Source organism: Paraburkholderia terrae, from assembly GCF_002902925.1.
Taxonomy (GTDB): Bacteria; Pseudomonadota; Gammaproteobacteria; order Burkholderiales; family Burkholderiaceae; genus Paraburkholderia; species Paraburkholderia terrae.
Window position 1 is genome coordinate 1,179,015 of the sequence record NZ_CP026111.1, and the last position, 16,272, is coordinate 1,195,286.

The following is a 16,272-nucleotide window of genomic DNA, read 5'->3' on the forward strand; positions in this document are numbered from 1 at the left end:
CACTGTCGTCGCGCGCTTTCCTTTGCTTATCGCCGGGTTCGCTTCGTGTGGCTTGCATGGCCGCTCGACGCGCGTCGCTCCGCCGCTCGAAGAATTCCGACTTTGGGAGTTTTCTTGTATTGACGGTTGAACCGTCTCCGTAGGATTTGCCTGTCGTAACCGACATCGAAGAAGTGTCGGTGCGTAGGAGGCATCCTTGCGGATGCGTAGGTGCAATCGTTTTCAAATGCTGCGACCATATTGTTTCGGTATGCGAAGCGAATGCGCTACGTCCCGCACGTTGCCACATTTTGGGGAGAGAGGTTGTTACCCGTACCAAGGTTTTGGATGAGCAATTTGCAAAGTGGAACAGGTGTTGGATGTGAGCGGGCTTCTTCGCCGGGTCGCTGCACGAATGGGCGTTTCGCACGACGCGGGTATGCTGGCATGGCCGTCGCGATCAGTGTGGGCACGATGGCAGCGGCGCCGCAGGCGGTGCGCGCTGCTTCCGTCACCGACTACATCGCGGTGAGCAACAACGTAATGACGGGCGCGCCCACTACGGCAGCGAACACCCTGAACACAATGGCCATCGGGCCATCCGCGAATGCGTGGGGCGACAATGCGCTGGCTGTCGGAGCCGGGGCGGGTGTGGCGCGCACGGGATCGACTGCGATCGGCTCGCTGTCGGCTGCATTGGCTGTGGACTCGGCGGTGATCGGTTATGGCGCGTCGACAGGCTTCAATGCGGACCGGGCGGTGTCGATCGGCTATATGGCGACGGCGGACGGCAGTGATTCACTCGGGGTCGGTTCGTTTTCAATCGCAACGGGGCAGCGCTCGCTCGCCTTTGGCTTCAACGCCTTTACCGGTTCGAACGCCGCAGACAGTCTGGCGCTGGGATCGAACAGCCTTGTCCTCGTAGACGGCGCTGTCGCGTTGGGCGCGAACGCGAAGGCCGACCGGGCGAACACGGTGTCGGTGGGCAATGCAACGCTGCAACGCCAGATCGTCAACGTCGCGGCCGGCACGGCCAACACGGACGCGGTCAACGTCAGTCAGTTGCGGGACGCTGTGTCGTCAGGTTTGGCGGATGCCGTGACGTATGACTCGTCCGCGCATGACGCCGTCACGCTGGGCGGCGTGACAGCAGGTGCGCCCGTGCGGCTCGGCAACGTGGCCAACGGCGCAGTCGATGCTGCCAGTCACGACGCGATCAACGGTAGTCAACTGTATGGGCTGAGCGCAAGTGTTGCGTCGGCGCTAGGCGGCGGCGCGTCGGTGTCGCCCGATGGATCGGTCGTGGCGCCGACCTACCGCGTCGGCGGCAGCGTGTTTCGCAATGTCGGTGACGCACTGGGCAATCTCGATACCCGGGTTACGACCAACACCAGCTCGATCAACGACCTCAACATCGCACTCGGCAACGTGATCAACAATGGCGTCGAGCCGCATTACTTTCACGCCAATTCGACACTTGCCGACTCGCTGGCAACAGGCGTGGAGTCCGTCGCGATCGGCGGCGGCGCACAGGCCGCGTTTTCGAATTCGGTCGCGCTCGGTTCGAACGCGGTGGCGGATCGCGCCAATTCGGTGTCGGTGGGATCGGTGGGTAACGAGCGGCAGATCACGCATGTCGCCGCGGGTACGGCCGACACCGACGCGGTCAACGTCGCCCAGTTGAAGCAGGCGGGGCTCGTTGACGGCAATGGCCATATGGCGAGCGCGGTGGTCTATGACAACACGGACGGCCAGGTCGACTACGCGAGTGTGACCCTCGGGCAAGGTGTGGCGGGCGGCACCGTCATTCACAATCTGGCCAATGGCGTGCTTGCTGGCGACGCCATCAACCTCAGTCAGTTGAACGACGCAATGAACCGGGTCATCAACGTGCAAACGGCGTCTACGCCATTCGTGAGCGCGAATGGAGACGCCGCGACGGAAGCCGCATCCGCGACAGGTACGCATGCTACGGCGGTAGGCGCAGCCGCGGTCGCGAATGGCGATCAGTCGACCGCGATCGGCGGCGGCGCGCAGTCCAATGCTGCCGCAGCGACGGCCGTAGGCGCACAAGCCGTCGTTACCGGCGCAAACGCTTCGGCGTTCGGCGCGAGTAGCCAGGCCACTGCCAGCGGTTCGGTTGCGCTCGGCGCGGGCTCGGTGGCGGATCGGGCGAATACCGTGTCGGTCGGTCAGGCGGGCAGCGAGCGGCAGATTGTCAATGTCGCGCCCGGCACGCATGGGACGGATGCCGTCAACCTGAACCAGTTGAATGCGGCTGTCGATCAGACCTATCAGTCGATCAACGATCTCGACCGAAGCACGCGAAAGGGCATTGCGTCAGCTTCTGCCTTGCAGATCGTTACGCCCTATCTGCCAGGGCGCACGACGCTCAATGCCGGTGTCGCCGGCTATCGCGGTCAGGCGGCATTCGGGCTAGGCGTGTCGCGCTGGAACGAGAAGGGGACGATCAATCTCAATGCAGGCGTAGCGTCGTCGGGCAGTAACAGCACCATTGTGCGTGCAGGTATCGGCATCGTGCTCGGCAACTGACTCCGGTGAGCTGGCGCGGGTGTCCGTCTCTTCGACACCCGTTCCAAACATCGCGCTACGACCGCTCATCAACCGCACGTGAGCGGCAGGTTCAAAACGCGTAGAACGGTCCCTTGCCAGCGGAAGTCAGTCGCGATTCGATCGCGGTGTAGACGCGCCGTCCGAAGAAGAACGGCAGCCCCCAGTCGAACGCGTTCGAGGGGCCGCCAAGGTTATTGAACGCATAGTTTTGGGTGGCGAACAGCGTTTGCGCGTTGGCAATCGAAAATGCCGGCGAAGCTGATGCACCGTTGGTGCCCGTCACCGTCGCCGTCAGCGATTGCGTCGAAGCGGGGCACCACCAGAAACCGCAACGCGCGAGCGTCGTGCTCGGGAAGAACAGGCCGTTTGAACCGCTGTCGAAAAAGCTTTGTGAATAGGGTTGTCCGTTGAGGGAGGTTGTCACATAGCCACTCGTCGTGTTGGCCTTCAGCACAGTCGCGTTGCCGAGCGTGTTGTTGGCCTGCGTGCCGATGCCGAAGATCATCGATCCATTCAACGTCGCCGCGCCGTTCGGACCCACGGCGGGCAGGTCGAGCACGATGCCGTTGTTGTCGAGCGCAAACTGGCTGATGGGGTTGGCCACCTGTTGAGCAAGGGGCTGCCTGGTGGATGTACATGAGCCCGTCGGGTCGCACGCGTAGTACCAGCGAGGCAAGGCCGACGTGATACAGCCGCCGCCGCAATCGGCGGAAAACAGGCCGACGCCGAGAATGCCGTTCACGCGCAGCGCGCTGGGCGTCATCATCGGCAAGCCTGAAGCGGCGCAGTCGGACGGCACCGTCGGGACGGAAGGGTCGGCGATTACCTGGATCGCGATGCCGGGCGCGAGCTGGCTGGCCATGCGGACATCGGCTGTGCGTACGGCGCCCCAGGTAAAGCCCGTGCCGAACACGCTGCATTCCCCGTTGAGCGTGTTGGCCGTGCCCGCAGGCGGTGTGGCGGGCACGGCTGGCAGCTCGAGGCTCGCCGGCAATTGTGAGGCGAGCACGCGCAGGCCCTGCGAACCCGTATCGACCTGCACGTTGTCGATCGTCACGCAATTCGACGTGCCGGGCACGCATACCGTCACGCTCGTCGTGAGCATGTTGCGGGTCTGCGTGGGCGTCGACGTGACGACCACGGGATGAACGTTGGGGATCGTCGATTGCTGCACCGTCGCGACGGGGGCGCTCGCGGGCGCGGGCGCGCTGGCCGATGGTGTGCTGCTGGCCGCTGCGCCTGGCGAAGCAGGTGTTGACTGGGGTGAATTGCCGGCGGTGTTCGTCGTGCTGGAACCGCCGCCGCATCCCGCTAATGTGGTCAGTGTGACGAGCGTAACGATCGTGACCTGCGCGAAGCGAACTGCACCCATCAATACGTTGTTCATGGGAAATCCCGTCAGCGCAGATCGGCAAGCGAAACGTCGGCTGGAAGGGCAGCCGGCAGCCAAGCTCGACCGACATAGCTGCGCATCTGTCCACCCGATTCAACGATGACGTCCGTTTGCTCGACGCGCGATGCATGAAGAAGTCCCGTCGCGTCGAACTGTTCCGCCGCCTTCGCGCGATACCGTTCCGCATACGGGCCTAGCATTCGCGTGAGGTCCGGCATGGTCGGGCCTTGCCACGCGTAGGCGAAGATCAAACCGTCGCCAGTCGCGTACTCGTTAATGGTCGTGCCACCTGCATCGACGCTCGAACGTACCCGCACCGCGCTGCCCGGCAAAACGCGCTGTGTCGGGTTGCCGGTGACCTGGGGCGCGGGCATCGTGCCGCCGAGCTGGGCGCGCGCGTCGCTGGCAGCGAGCGTGTTCGCGCACAGCGCGAACACGACGGATGTGGCGATGGCGGTCGCTGGATGAGTATTGTTGAATGACATATGGCAACTCCCTCGGACCCTCGGGTTTCTTTTTGAGATCGTTAATTCAAGATAGCACCAGGGTTTTGAGATGAGATTTGCGACCGCAGAAACGTCGCGTGCGCGTCTCAAAATGCGACATCCCGACCATGCACATTTAGTTCATGGGAATCAATGACATAGAGCAAGTCAATTGAGCGTTTCCGTTGCCCAAAACACTGTGTCGGAATGTTAAATATCAAGCCAAAAACCGCTCCAAAATGCAGACGTCCCGGTTCATTGTGAGATGATGCGTGCGGTTTTTTGCGGCGCGGGGGCGGCCGACGCGGAAGTTCGCAATTCGAACACCCGACGCAGCAGGCGGACGGGTCAATCAGGCCTCGATTGAAAGCAAAATGACGCGCGGTAAGCCGCGCTTTTTGCACTTCGTGTCGCCGGGCCGGTAAAATGATGGGTTAGTCCACGGACTTGCCGTGGCTTCCGTGGCTTATAGGAAGGATTCCTGGAACATGACTGAACTTCGTCTCACCAAGCGGTTTGCAGCATTGCTGATGGCAGGCGGTCTGGTCGCCGGCTGCGGCACGTCGTCGCCGAACAAGATCGACTACAAGAGCGACTCGAAATCGAAGGAAGTGTCACTCGCTGTTCCGCCGAACATGCTCGAGGAAACCGCAGACCAGCGTTCGCTGCCGCCGCAAAGCGGTCAGACCTCGCTGTCCACGTTGCAGCAGGTGCAAAGCGATGCGCCGACCGCGGCAGTGGTCGCACCCGCCGTCAGCGGCATGCATATCCAGCGCGACGGCACGGAAAGCTGGCTCGTGCTCGACAACCAGAGCCCGGACAAGGCGTGGCCGCAAATCCGCCGTTTCTGGCAGGAACAGGGCTTTCTGCTCGTCGTCGACCAGCGCGACAAGGGCGTGATGGAGACGGACTGGAACGAAACGCATCCGTCCATCAACGACGGCCTGATCCGCAGCACGCTGTCGAAGGCGATGGGCAACTCGTACGTGACGGCTGAGCGCAACAAGTACCGCACGCGTCTGGAAGCGGCGCCGAACGGCGGCACCTATGTGTTCATCAGCCAGAAGGGCCTGCGCGAAGCACTCAGCGGCGCGAACAACGATACGAGCAAGTGGGAACCGAAGCCGAATGATCCCGCGCTCGAAACCGAATACCTGAAGCGCCTGATGGCGACGCTCGCCAAGAACGACACGGGCACGCGTACGGCAAACGCGGCGGCAGATGTCTCGCCGGCCGGCTCGCAAACGCCGCCTAACGCGGCGGCGGGCGGCGCGAAATCGGCGGCGGCCGCAACGGCTGCGCAGAACGTCGCGCTGGCCGGACAAACGCCCGTGCGGGATCCTTCGTCGGCGGATACGTCGGCGCAGTTCTCGTCGACGGAACTGACGCTGGGCGAGCCGTATGACCGCGCGTGGCTGCGCGTCGGTCTCGCGCTCGACCGCAGCAATTTCACCGTCGACGACCGCGATCTCACGCGCGGCATCTACTTTGTCCGCTATGTCGATCCGAAGGACATGACGTCGGCCGAGCAGGGCTTCTGGAGCCAGGTGTTCCACGGCCGCAAGGAAAAGGTCGCCAAGCAGTATCGCGTGAACGTGCGCGCGGTGACGCCGAACCAGACGCGTGTTGCCGTCGTCGACGACAAGGGCGACGTCGATTCGTCGCCGCAAGCAAAGCAGATCATGTCGCTGATGGTTGATCAGTTGCATTGACGCTGATGGCCGCGCGCCTCGCGCGGCCACGCAAAAAGCCCGCGTGACGGACATCGTCACGCGGGCTTTTTTTATGGCGTCGCATTTTGCCCGACAGCTTCTTCCAGTCGAAGCGAAGCGCACGTGCATGCGTCTTGCTCGGACGTCGATCAGGCCAACATGAAAAGGAGACCGGCCATGTTCGACGTCATGCCGTACTGGATGTGGGTTGCGAGCCTGATCGTGCTCGCGGTGATGTGCGGCGCTGTCGTTCGAACCTTCGAAGTTTCGCGCAGCGCGCCGCGGACTTCACGGACTCCGCAAACTCCCCTTGAACATGATCCACGCTGGGCCGCGCTCGCGTCGCGGCCCGCGCGTAACGTGAAGTTACGCCGTAACGCGCACCACACCCGGCGGCCGGCAGCGCTCTCACTTTCGATTCTCCACACCAAATCAAGCACTTGTGTGAACAACGCGCGCCGCGCGTGATTGGCGCGCTTGCTGCTCTCAACTGTCCCGAGCTTGACGAAATAGCTCGCAAAGCCCGATGCAGTCTGGATTTGCGGGAAGTTCGACCGCACACCTGCCCAGGCTTTGCGCCCGCTGCGGATCGATGTGCTTATCGCCAGATATGGACGGGCGTCTGCCAGCGCCCGTCTCGGTGGCCCCGTCGCCGATCCTCGTAGGGCGGCGGTTTCGCCCGCGCTTCATGGTTGGAGCGCGGGTCATCTTTTGTACTGCCGCAGTCGCCGCCGTTACCAGGAAGTGCAGCGAAGAGCAGGCCAGCGAATCAGCAACGCTCGCTCACGCCGCGTCCGCCGAAGCCTGGAATGCGTTTGACTACGCCCGTTGCGAGCGCGGTGCCGATAAGAATCACTGCGCAGCCCTCGATCATGCCCATCGACACGTGTTCGCCGAGGAACAGCGCACCCCACAGGATGCCGAAAATGGGGATCACGAACGTCACGGTGATCGCGCGCGCGGGACCGGCGACGGCGATCAGATGGAAGAACAGCATATAGGCGATGCCCGTACACGCGACGCCCAGCGCGATCACCGAGCCCCATGCATTCACGGACGGGGCGACCGCGGGCCACGTCGCCACGGCCAGCGGCAATACCACGATCGTCGCGCCGATCATCGTGCCCGTCGCGACCGTGAGCGCGTCGACGCCCGTCAGATGCTTCTTCGTGTAGCTGGCCGCGATGCCGTACAGCAGCGTCGCGCCGAGAGCGGCGGCCGCCGCGAGCGCCGTCGTGGCGGGCGAGATGTTGGTGCCGCTCGGCGTGGCGATCTGATCCCAGACGAGCATCAGCACGCCCGCGAAACCGATCGCGAGACCGATAGTACGCAGCACGCTCAGGCGGTCCTTGAGCCACACGAAGGCGACGACCGCGCCCCACAGCGGCGTCGTGGCGTTGATCACGGAGGTGACGCCCGCCGACAGCGTGATCTCCGCATACGCGAACAGACAGAACGGCGCGGCGGAATTGAGTATGCCGACCACGAGCAACGGCAGCGCGCGCGTGCGCAACGTCGCCGCCGACTCGCGCAACGGACGCCGCGCGACGAGCACGACCAGCAGAAACAGCGCGCCGATGCCGACACGTAGCGCCATCAGCGGCGCGACCCCGAAGTCGCTCACGCCAACGCGAATGAACAGGAACGACGCGCCCCAGAGGGCCGCGAGGATGAGAAGCTGGAGGATGTTGACTGGATTCATCGTGAAGGTGTCGCGCGCAGTTGAGTCGCGATGCGTACGCATGCTAACACCGGGATTACGCGCGTCGTTTCACGATGAGATGAAACAGCAAGAATCGACAATCCGCCTGTCAGGATTGACGCTATCAGGCGGGCGCGCGTGCGCGGCGCCCGCTCTGGCAACGCCCAGGCGTCAATGCGGAATCATCCATTGCAGCACGTTCTGCTGCAGCCACACGAGAATGCCGAGCAGGACGGTCAGCAGGATCGAATGCTTGAACGTCTTCGCGAACACGAAGCCTTCCTTACCCTTGAGATCGGTCGTGGCGACGCCTGTGGCAATGTTTTGCGGCGAGATCATCTTGCCCATCACGCCGCCCGACGAGTTGGTCGCGGCCATCAGCACCGGGTTCAGGTTCAGCTGATTCGCTGCAACCACCTGCAGGTTGCCGAACAGTGCGTTGCCCGACGTGTCGCTGCCCGACAGGAACACGGCGACCCAGCCGAGGAACGCCGACACCAGCGGGAAGAACGCGCCCACGGACGCCACGCCGAGACCCAGCGTGTAGTTCATGCCCGAATAGTTCATCAGGTACGCGAGGCCGACGATGGTCGCCACCGTCAGGATGGCGATGCGCGTCTGCACCCATGTATCGACGATCGCGCGGCCGAAGTCACCGGGTTTCAGCTTGACGACGAACGCCGTGATGAGCGCCGCGACGAGAATTGCGGTGCCTGTCGCGAGCGGCTGGAAGTCCCAGATCGCGCCATACGGCGCGTTGTAAAGCGTGATGAAGACAGCCTTGTCGAGACCCGGCCACGGCACTTTCACGTCGCCGATCATGAAGATCTTCGCGATCGTCCAGATGATGACGACAGCCGACACGATCAGCCATGGATACCACCCCTGCGCGCCCGTGATCTTGCCGCGCGTCTCGTTCACGCGATCGACATTGATGGCGAACGCGGGATCGGCGGCGGGGCGCCAGACGCGCAGGAAGGCAATTGTCAGGATCAGCGAAACCAGTGAAGACAGCACGTCCGTCAGGCTGTAGTTGATAAAGTTCGACGTGACGAACTGCGTCAGCGCGAAACTGCCGCCCGCCACCAGCAGCACGGGCCATACGCGCAGCATGTTGCGAAAGCCCGCGTACACGCCGATCACGTAGAACGGCAGCAGCAGCGCGAAGAACGGCAACTGGCGGCCGACCATTTTGGCGAGGGAATCGACGGGCAGGTGGGTGACCGCGCCGAGTACCGTGATCGGCACGCCCAATGCGCCGAACGCGACGGGCGCCGTGTTGAAGATCAGCGTGAAGGTCAGCGCTTCGAGCGGCGGGAAGCCGAGCAGGATCAGCAGCGAACTGGTGATCGCGATCGGCGTGCCGAAGCCCGAAATGCCTTCGAACAGCGCGCCGAACGAAAAGCCGATCACGACCAGCACGATGCGCCGGTCGTTCGGCAGATTGTCGATCATCCACATGCGGAAGGCGGCGAAGCGGCCCGAGTACTGCGCGATGTTGTAGAGCAGGATCGCAGTGACGACGATCCACATCACGGGCCAGCAGGCGAACACCGCGCCCGCCGCGACGGAATCGAGCGCGAGTCCGACGGGAAAGTGCCAGCCGACGATCGCAATCAGCAATCCGACGACGAGACCAGCCAGCGAAGCCTGCCACGCCGGGCGACGCGCCCAGCCGAGCAGCACGAGCACGACGAGAATGGGCAACGCAGCAACGAGGAACGATGGCAACAGCGAGTTGCCGATAGGAGTCAGAAACTGGTGGAACATCACGTCTCCATCATTGTTATTCGATTCGACGCGAGGACTGCACCTACGCGGCGAAACGGCAGGGCTGGACGGATGAAAGCGGCGTAGCGCGGAGTGGGGAAGCTGGGGAACGCGCGACGTCGGATCACGCAATTAAACAGATGTTGCACAAGCAACCGCCAGCATAGAGCGCTGGCGATTTCAGTCAAGCAGGGAAAACGAAGAAGGTTGTTGCGGGAATAGAAGTGGGTGCTGAATCGTAGCGTGGGGTTTCGTTGGCGTATCGTTAGCGTTCGTTGGCGTATCGTTAGCGTTCGTTGGTGTCCGCGGAACGGGGCGCGCGTACTTCGACGCGTGCCGCATTCGATACGGCTCAGTGCGAGCGCCCGTGGCCGCCGCTAGCCCAGCTGTTGCCGCCGCCACCCCAGCCGCCATGTCCGCCGCCCCAGCCAGCGTGACCACCGTTCCAGTTGCCGTGGCCGCCGCCCCAGTAACCGTGTCCGTTGCCGCCCCAGTAGCCATGGCCGCCCCAATAGCCGTGATGCCCCCAGTAGCCATAGTGGCCGCCGCAGCAACCGCCCCAGTAGCCGAAGCTCAGCGAGATCGACGGTCCCCACCAGCCAGGCCAGCCGTAGTAGGGATAACCGTACGGATAGGCGGGATACGCGACAGGGTAATAGGCAGGCGCGGCGTAAGCGGGTGCAGCGTCATAGGCTTGGGCGGCCGGATAAGACGCGCTATCGCCGGGCATCGAGAATTGCGCCTGCGCGTAGGCTTGTGCGGGATCGCCGGCCGGATAGCCAGGTCCGACGGGCATCTCTTGCTGCGTTGCCGCCGTCGGCACGGTGGGGTAAGCGGGGTAGGCGGGATAGTACCCGTAGCCGGGATAGTAGCCGTACGGCGCATAGTAGTAGCAGCCGGACAGCACGCCCGACAGTGCCAGCGCTGCAACGGCGCTGGCGGCGCGCATCGTTGCATCGAGCGGTTTCATGACGTGCTCCTGATGATCTCCAGCGCCCATTGATAGCGCGCTTATCCATTGAGCTTACGTCAGCATTTCATCGTACACGTCACAAAGTGGTAACGGCGTGTTTCATGCACGATCAACGAAAGGACATGTCCGGCGCGTACGTGCGCGCCGGACTTTGCCCATCTCCCTTCGGCTTTAAATTCCCGCGCCCGCAACTTCGCCGGCGCGGGATTCGAAGCCGTTTGCCTGCATCGCCTTCGACGGCGATTTGTCGTATTTCATCTTCCGTGCGAATCGCTCGATATGAGCGCGCTCGCACTTCATTCAATGGTTCGCGCTACGTCACTTGCCGACCTGGTTGCCGATCACGCCGCCGACGGCCGCGCCACCCAGCGTCGACAGCGCGTTGCCGCCGATCGCCGCGCCCGCTGCGCCGCCCACGCCCGCGCCGATGGCCGTATCGCGCTGCCGCGTGGTCATGCCGTCGCATGCGGAGAGACTTGCCAACACGGCCACGACCGTAGCCAGCGCACCGATTCGATGGAAGGTTTTCATGATTACGTCTCCCTGATGTTCGTATCGACGGGACTCGCAAATCGCGGTCCCGATCTGGTGATTCGATGGTATCGCCGGGTGCCGTTTCTGTTTGTATGGGCTTGTCAGTAAAGTGTCGGTTTCGTAATCAAATGTTTCGGGGGTGGTTTTTGGTTTCGGGGTTGGTTTTTGCTGTCGCATTCGCTTTCGCTTTCGCTTTCGCTTTCGCTGGCATCCGCGATTCGTTAGCGTGCTTCAAGCGTCGCCCCTGTGCGGGGCGGCACCTACTTTTCTTTGCCGCCGCAAAGAAAAGTAGGCAAAAGAAAGCGGCTCACACCGCCAATTCTTGTTCCTGCCTGAGGGCCCCCAAAGGGTCTTACGCTTCACACGGCAACGGCTCTGTTGGCGCGTGTTGCCAACGCTTTGAATAAACGCCTCACCCGCTTCGAATGCATTTGCGCGGGCAAGCGGCGGCGAATGGTATGTGCCGCCCAGGTGGCAAACTGTGTGTAGGTTGTCGCGTCGTACAGCGTGGCGCTCTTACAGGGTGGAACGCGTGCGCTATCGTTCCGGAGTGATGCGTGTGCGGTACTACGGCCTACACACAGTTTGCCACCTGGGCGGCGGTGGACTATCTGGCAAGGCATGCTGAAACGCGGGTGTGTGAAGCGGGTGAGGCGCACCGCAAGAGCGCTGGCAACGAACGCGGGTCACGTGGTTGCCGTGTGAAGCGTAAGACCCTTTGGGGGCCCTCAGGCAAACACAAGAACTGGCGGTGTGAGCCGCTTTCTTTTGCCTACTTTTCTTTGCGGCGGCAAAGAAAAGTAGGTGCCGCCCCGCACAGGGGCGACGCCTGAAGCAAGCTAACAAATCGCGGATGCCAGTACAGCCAGAGCACAGCCAGAGCACTGCCACCACAGCCAGCGCCCTGCCAGGAAAGCCCAAAACCACCCGCGCGCACCAATGCGCGTCACTGCCGTTGATAAATCTCCGCGCCGTTCTTGATGAACTCGACGGCCTTCACTTCCATGCCTTTCTTCAGCGCCTCAGTGTCGCTCATGCCTTCCTTCGCCGCGTAGTCGCGCACGTCCTGCGTGATCTTCATCGAGCAGAAGTGCGGGCCGCACATCGAACAGAAGTGCGCGACCTTCGCCGAGTCCTTCGGCAAGGTTTCGTCATGGAACTCGCGCGCCTTGTCGGGATCGAGGCCGATATTGAACTGGTCTTCCCAGCGGAACTCGAAGCGTGCCTTGCTCAACGCGTTGTCGCGCACCTGCGCGCCGGGATGGCCCTTCGCCAGATCGGCGGCGTGGGCGGCGAGCTTGTAGGTGATGATGCCCGTCTTCACGTCGTCCTTGTTCGGCAGGCCCAGGTGCTCCTTCGGCGTCACGTAGCAGAGCATCGCCGTGCCGAACCAGCCGATCATCGCCGCGCCGATGCCCGACGTGATGTGGTCGTAGCCGGGCGCGATGTCCGTCGTCAGCGGCCCGAGCGTGTAGAACGGCGCTTCGTCGCACCATTCCAGTTGCAGGTCCATGTTCTCCTTGATGAGCTGCATCGGCACATGGCCCGGACCTTCGATCATCACCTGCACGTCGTGCTTCCACGCGATCTGCGTGAGTTCGCCGAGCGTCTTCAACTCGCCGAGCTGCGCTTCGTCGTTCGCGTCGTAGATCGAGCCCGGGCGCAGGCCGTCGCCGAGCGAGAAGCTCACGTCGTAGGCCTTCATGATTTCGCAGATGTCTTCGAAGTGCTCGTACAGGAAGCTTTCCTTGTGATGCGCGAGACACCATTTCGCCATGATCGAGCCGCCGCGCGACACGATGCCCGTCATCCGGTTGGCGGTGAGCGGCACGTACTGCAGGCGCACGCCCGCATGGATCGTGAAGTAGTCGACGCCCTGTTCGGCTTGTTCGATGAGCGTGTCGCGGAAGATTTCCCACGTCAGGTCCTCGGCTTTGCCGTTGACCTTTTCGAGCGCCTGATAGATCGGCACCGTGCCGATCGGTACGGGCGAATTGCGGATGATCCATTCACGCGTCTCATGAATGTGCTTGCCCGTGGAAAGATCCATCACCGTGTCGCCGCCCCAGCGGATCGCCCACGTCATCTTGTCGACTTCCTCGCCGATCGACGACGTCACAGCCGAATTGCCGATGTTCGCGTTGACCTTTACGAGGAAGTTGCGGCCGATGATCATCGGCTCGCTTTCCGGGTGATTGATGTTCGCCGGGATGATCGCGCGGCCGCGCGCGATTTCCTCGCGCACGAATTCGGGCGTGATCTCCGTCAGTCCGTTCGGGCCGAACGCGCTGGCGCCGAACGCCTGGCCGGGATGCTGGCGGCCCATCATCGCGGCGAGCTTCTCGCCCGTCGGGCCGCTCGTCTTCAGGCTCTCCAGATACTCGGCGCGGCGCTGGTTCTCGCGAATCGCGATGTATTCCATTTCCGGCGTGATGATCCCTTGCTTCGCGTAGTGCATCTGCGACACGTTCCTGCCAGGCTGCGCGCGGCGCGGCGTGCGATGCAGGCCGGGAAAACGCAGTTGCGCGGTGGCGGGATCGGCGGCGCGCTCGCGGCCGTAATCGCTCGACAGACCGTCCAGCGATTCCGTGTCGCCGCGTGCTTCGATCCAGCCTTGACGCAGCGCGGGCAGGCCCGCGCGGATGTCGATTTTCGCGTCGGGATCGGTGTACGGGCCCGACGTGTCGTACACGTAGATGGGCGGATTCTTCTCGCCGCCGAAGCCCGTCGGCGTATCCGATTGCGTGATTTCGCGCATCGGCACGCGGATATCGGGTTGCGAGCCGGTCACGTAGACCTTGCGCGAGTTCGGCAGCGGCGCGACGGCGGCTTCGTCGACGTGGGCGTTCGCGGAAATGAATTTCGGGTTGGCGTTCATGCGTCTCTCCATGCAAATGTGGGGCGTTACAGCTACGCAGGAGAACGAGACGAAGGGGAAGTAGACCGGGTTCGCGCGAGGAGGTGAAACGGTACGGCAGGTGAAGCGGCGAGCCCGAACGCTTCCCTGCGCTGGCATTATCCAGATCAGGTTCAAAGGGTATTTCTCACCCACGCCATGCGGTGCCCGGTGTCTTTCAGGCGACGCACAACGCAGGACCCCCGCGTTAGCAGCGCACACGATAACCTGGCCGGGCCGGGTTTGGCAACTTGTCTTGAAATTGGCGGAATGCGCGGGCGTCTCGCGCGATTTGTGCGGCGGGAAAGCCGCGCTACATCGGCTTTCCTTGCGATTGCATCGCCGGCGTGCGGCATGCACCCCATTCAGGTTGTTTTCTCATCAATGCTGGGGAGCAAGGTTTTTTTGTCCCCGGGCAAACATTCACCGGCTCTATTCAAGTTGGCCCGATCCACGCCGATACAGCCATCAAGGCGGACGATTGATCAGTCAGCCTAAACAAAATCAGTTTGAAAGGATCGTGCAATGAAAACATCGAGTCGGGCGCTCGGTGCGGTAGCCGCAAGTGTCGTTGCGGCAACGCTCTGGTCGCCGATGGCGCTTGCAGCAGCGTCGTTTGGGCCGGGAGGGACCATCACGTTCAAGGGGACGATCGTCGCGTCGCCGTACGATATCGCGAGTTACGTTTTGGACAATTATCAAGGATTCCACACTGAAAAATTGGGCGTGAAGAATGAATCGACGATCGATGTGACGTTCACGCCCGCACCGGATACCTCGCCGGCAGCGCATATCGCGGTGCTCGTCAATACGGACGCGGGCGTCGCCGCGCCGCATACGCTGAAAACGCGATTCACAGACAACGCGAATCGCGTCACGCTGGCAGCGCGCGCGGAGTACAGCGTGGGCCGTGCGGGCGGCACGCCAACGGAACGTGCCGTGACGGTGCTGGTGAGCTACGACTGACCGTGGCGAATCCAGGCAGGCGGCGCGCGATTCCTACCCGCGCTCGATGTTTCATCCCGCTTACAACGAAAGTTACGATTCTCTTGCCGGAGGATTGCCCAGATATTGCATAATGCTCGGCGGCGCGAGCGATTCGCGCCCGTTGGCTGCTGTTGTTGCATTCTGCATCGCGTAGGCCATCAATTCGCACCATTGACCTGGTGCTTCCCTTGCCGTTCGACATCCGCTCTACTGCCATGCCCGCCCGCTTTGCCCTTCCTGCCGCGTCGCCGATGCGGCGCCTGCCGTCCCGTTCGTGGGTGTTCAGCGGGGCCGCGGCGCAATCGCCGGCACGGGCGGGCTCGACGTGGCGCTGAATTTACCCGACCGTTTCCCGTTTCGCCTTCCGCAATCTCATGGCGGGCAGATCGCGCTCGCGCTCGGCGTCGTCTATATCGTCTGGGGCTCGACCTATCTGGCCGTACACGTCGCGCTCGGCTCGTTTCCGCCGCTGCTGATGTCGGGGCTGCGCAACTTCTTCGCGGGTGTCGGACTGTTCATCTTCGCGATGCGCCGCAAACCCGCATGGCCGCCGCTCACGGAAATCCGCAATGCCGGGATGGTCGGCACGATGCTCGTTGGACTGTCGAGCGGGATGCTCGCGTACGGGATGCGCACCGTCGGCACGGGCACGGCGGCCGTGATGGTCGCGACCGTGCCGCTGTTCGCCACGGTCATCGCGGCGATCGCGGGGCGCAAGATCGGCAGGGGTGAATGGTTCGCGGTCGGGCTCGGGCTGGTCGGCATCGCGATTCTCAGTCACGGCGACCAGAGCTCGGGCTCGGCGGGCGGCAGTCTCGCCATTCTATGCGGCGCGCTGTTCTGGGCGGGCGGGGCGCATCTGGCGTCGCGCCTCAAGCTGCCGTCAGATCTGTTTCTGTCGACGTCGCTGCAGATCGGCCTCGGCGGCGCGATGTCGACGATGGTTGCGTGGGTCTCGGGCGAGCGGATGATGGACATTCACTTCCTGCCCGTCGTCGCGTTCCTGTATCTGATGCTGATCGGCACGATGGCCGCGTATGTCGCGTATGGCTTTCTGATCCGGCACACGAGCCCAATCATTGCCAGCAGTTGCATGTATGTGAACCCGGTGGTCGCGGTCGCGCTGGGCGCGCTGCTGCTCGGCGAGCCGGTGACGCGCGCGACGGTCGTCGCGACGGGTGTGATTCTGGCGAGCGTCGGGTTGTCGTTCTGGTTCGATTACCGGCGGCGTGGCTTGAAAGACGCTAGCGCATAAAGCTACAACGGC

11 protein-coding genes are annotated in these 16,272 nt (G+C 63.0%); 4 read left to right on the forward strand and 7 right to left on the reverse strand.

Features of this window, described 5'->3' with window-relative positions; all coding sequences use genetic code 11:
* The first annotated feature begins 426 nt into the window (after positions 1–426).
* Positions 427–2,532: a YadA family autotransporter adhesin gene (locus C2L65_RS05290; protein ID WP_042311333.1), complete on the forward strand. Its 2,106-nt coding sequence runs from the start codon at positions 427–429 to the stop codon at positions 2,530–2,532.
* 91 nt (positions 2,533–2,623) lie between these two features.
* Here C2L65_RS05290 and C2L65_RS05295 read toward each other — a convergent pair whose 3' ends face one another.
* Both C2L65_RS05295 and C2L65_RS05300 read right to left on the reverse strand, forming a co-directional pair.
* Positions 2,624–3,940 carry a DUF3443 domain-containing protein gene (locus C2L65_RS05295; protein WP_042311335.1) on the reverse strand — a complete coding sequence of 439 codons (1,317 nt, stop codon included), beginning with the start codon at positions 3,938–3,940 and terminating at the stop codon, positions 2,624–2,626.
* A gap of 11 nt (positions 3,941–3,951) precedes the next feature.
* Positions 3,952–4,431: a DUF2844 domain-containing protein gene (locus tag C2L65_RS05300; RefSeq protein WP_042311336.1), complete on the reverse strand. Its 480-nt coding sequence runs from the start codon at positions 4,429–4,431 to the stop codon at positions 3,952–3,954.
* A gap of 488 nt (positions 4,432–4,919) precedes the next feature.
* Here C2L65_RS05300 and bamC point away from each other — a divergent pair, with 488 nt between their 5' ends.
* A complete protein-coding gene (bamC, locus tag C2L65_RS05305; RefSeq protein ID WP_042311338.1) occupies positions 4,920–6,143 on the forward strand; it encodes an NlpB/DapX family lipoprotein in 1,224 nt (407 codons plus the stop codon).
* A gap of 769 nt (positions 6,144–6,912) precedes the next feature.
* Here bamC and C2L65_RS05310 read toward each other — a convergent pair.
* The 5 genes from C2L65_RS05310 to thiC all read right to left on the reverse strand — a co-directional run bounded on the left by C2L65_RS05310 (position 6,913) and on the right by thiC (position 14,000).
* Complete coding sequence (locus C2L65_RS05310; RefSeq protein ID WP_042311342.1) at positions 6,913–7,887, reverse strand: DMT family transporter; 975 nt, start codon at positions 7,885–7,887, stop codon at positions 6,913–6,915.
* Between the two features lie 129 nt (positions 7,888–8,016).
* The gene (locus C2L65_RS05315; RefSeq protein WP_042311344.1) at positions 8,017–9,615 is read right to left on the reverse strand and encodes an L-lactate permease; all 1,599 of its coding nucleotides are present in this window, start codon (positions 9,613–9,615) and stop codon (positions 8,017–8,019) included.
* Positions 9,616–9,967: 352 nt separating this feature from the next.
* Positions 9,968–10,585 carry a hypothetical protein gene (locus C2L65_RS05320; protein WP_042311347.1) on the reverse strand — a complete coding sequence of 206 codons (618 nt, stop codon included), beginning with the start codon at positions 10,583–10,585 and terminating at the stop codon, positions 9,968–9,970.
* Between the two features lie 321 nt (positions 10,586–10,906).
* Entirely contained in the window at positions 10,907–11,119 is a 213-nt protein-coding gene (locus tag C2L65_RS05325; RefSeq protein ID WP_042311349.1) for a glycine zipper 2TM domain-containing protein, read from the reverse strand.
* Positions 11,120–12,068: 949 nt separating this feature from the next.
* The gene (gene thiC / locus C2L65_RS05330) at positions 12,069–14,000 is read right to left on the reverse strand and encodes a phosphomethylpyrimidine synthase ThiC (RefSeq protein ID WP_042311369.1); all 1,932 of its coding nucleotides are present in this window, start codon (positions 13,998–14,000) and stop codon (positions 12,069–12,071) included.
* Positions 14,001–14,543: 543 nt separating this feature from the next.
* On the opposite strand from thiC, the gene C2L65_RS05335 reads away from it, so the two are divergent.
* Entirely contained in the window at positions 14,544–14,984 is a 441-nt protein-coding gene (locus C2L65_RS05335; RefSeq protein WP_042311370.1) for a hypothetical protein, read from the forward strand.
* A 346-nt stretch (positions 14,985–15,330) separates the two neighbouring features.
* Positions 15,331–16,260, forward strand: coding sequence for an EamA family transporter (locus C2L65_RS05340; RefSeq protein WP_174485079.1), 930 nt, complete (start codon positions 15,331–15,333; stop codon positions 16,258–16,260).
* The last annotated feature ends 12 nt before the right edge of the window (positions 16,261–16,272 follow it).

Coding starts and splice junctions, on each gene's coding strand:
- C2L65_RS05295 (WP_042311335.1), bottom strand. CDS start 3,940: ATGAACAACGTATTGATGGGTGCAGTTCGCTTCGCGCAGGTCACGATC.
- C2L65_RS05290 (WP_042311333.1), top strand. CDS start 427: ATGGCCGTCGCGATCAGTGTGGGCACGATGGCAGCGGCGCCGCAGGCG.
- C2L65_RS05335 (WP_042311370.1), top strand. CDS start 14,544: ATGAAAACATCGAGTCGGGCGCTCGGTGCGGTAGCCGCAAGTGTCGTT.
- C2L65_RS05325 (WP_042311349.1), bottom strand. CDS start 11,119: ATGAAAACCTTCCATCGAATCGGTGCGCTGGCTACGGTCGTGGCCGTG.
- C2L65_RS05320 (WP_042311347.1), bottom strand. CDS start 10,585: ATGAAACCGCTCGATGCAACGATGCGCGCCGCCAGCGCCGTTGCAGCG.
- C2L65_RS05310 (WP_042311342.1), bottom strand. CDS start 7,887: ATGCGTACGCATCGCGACTCAACTGCGCGCGACACCTTCACGATGAAT.
- C2L65_RS05315 (WP_042311344.1), bottom strand. CDS start 9,615: ATGTTCCACCAGTTTCTGACTCCTATCGGCAACTCGCTGTTGCCATCG.
- thiC (WP_042311369.1), bottom strand. CDS start 14,000: ATGAACGCCAACCCGAAATTCATTTCCGCGAACGCCCACGTCGACGAA.
- C2L65_RS05300 (WP_042311336.1), bottom strand. CDS start 4,431: ATGTCATTCAACAATACTCATCCAGCGACCGCCATCGCCACATCCGTC.
- bamC (WP_042311338.1), top strand. CDS start 4,920: ATGACTGAACTTCGTCTCACCAAGCGGTTTGCAGCATTGCTGATGGCA.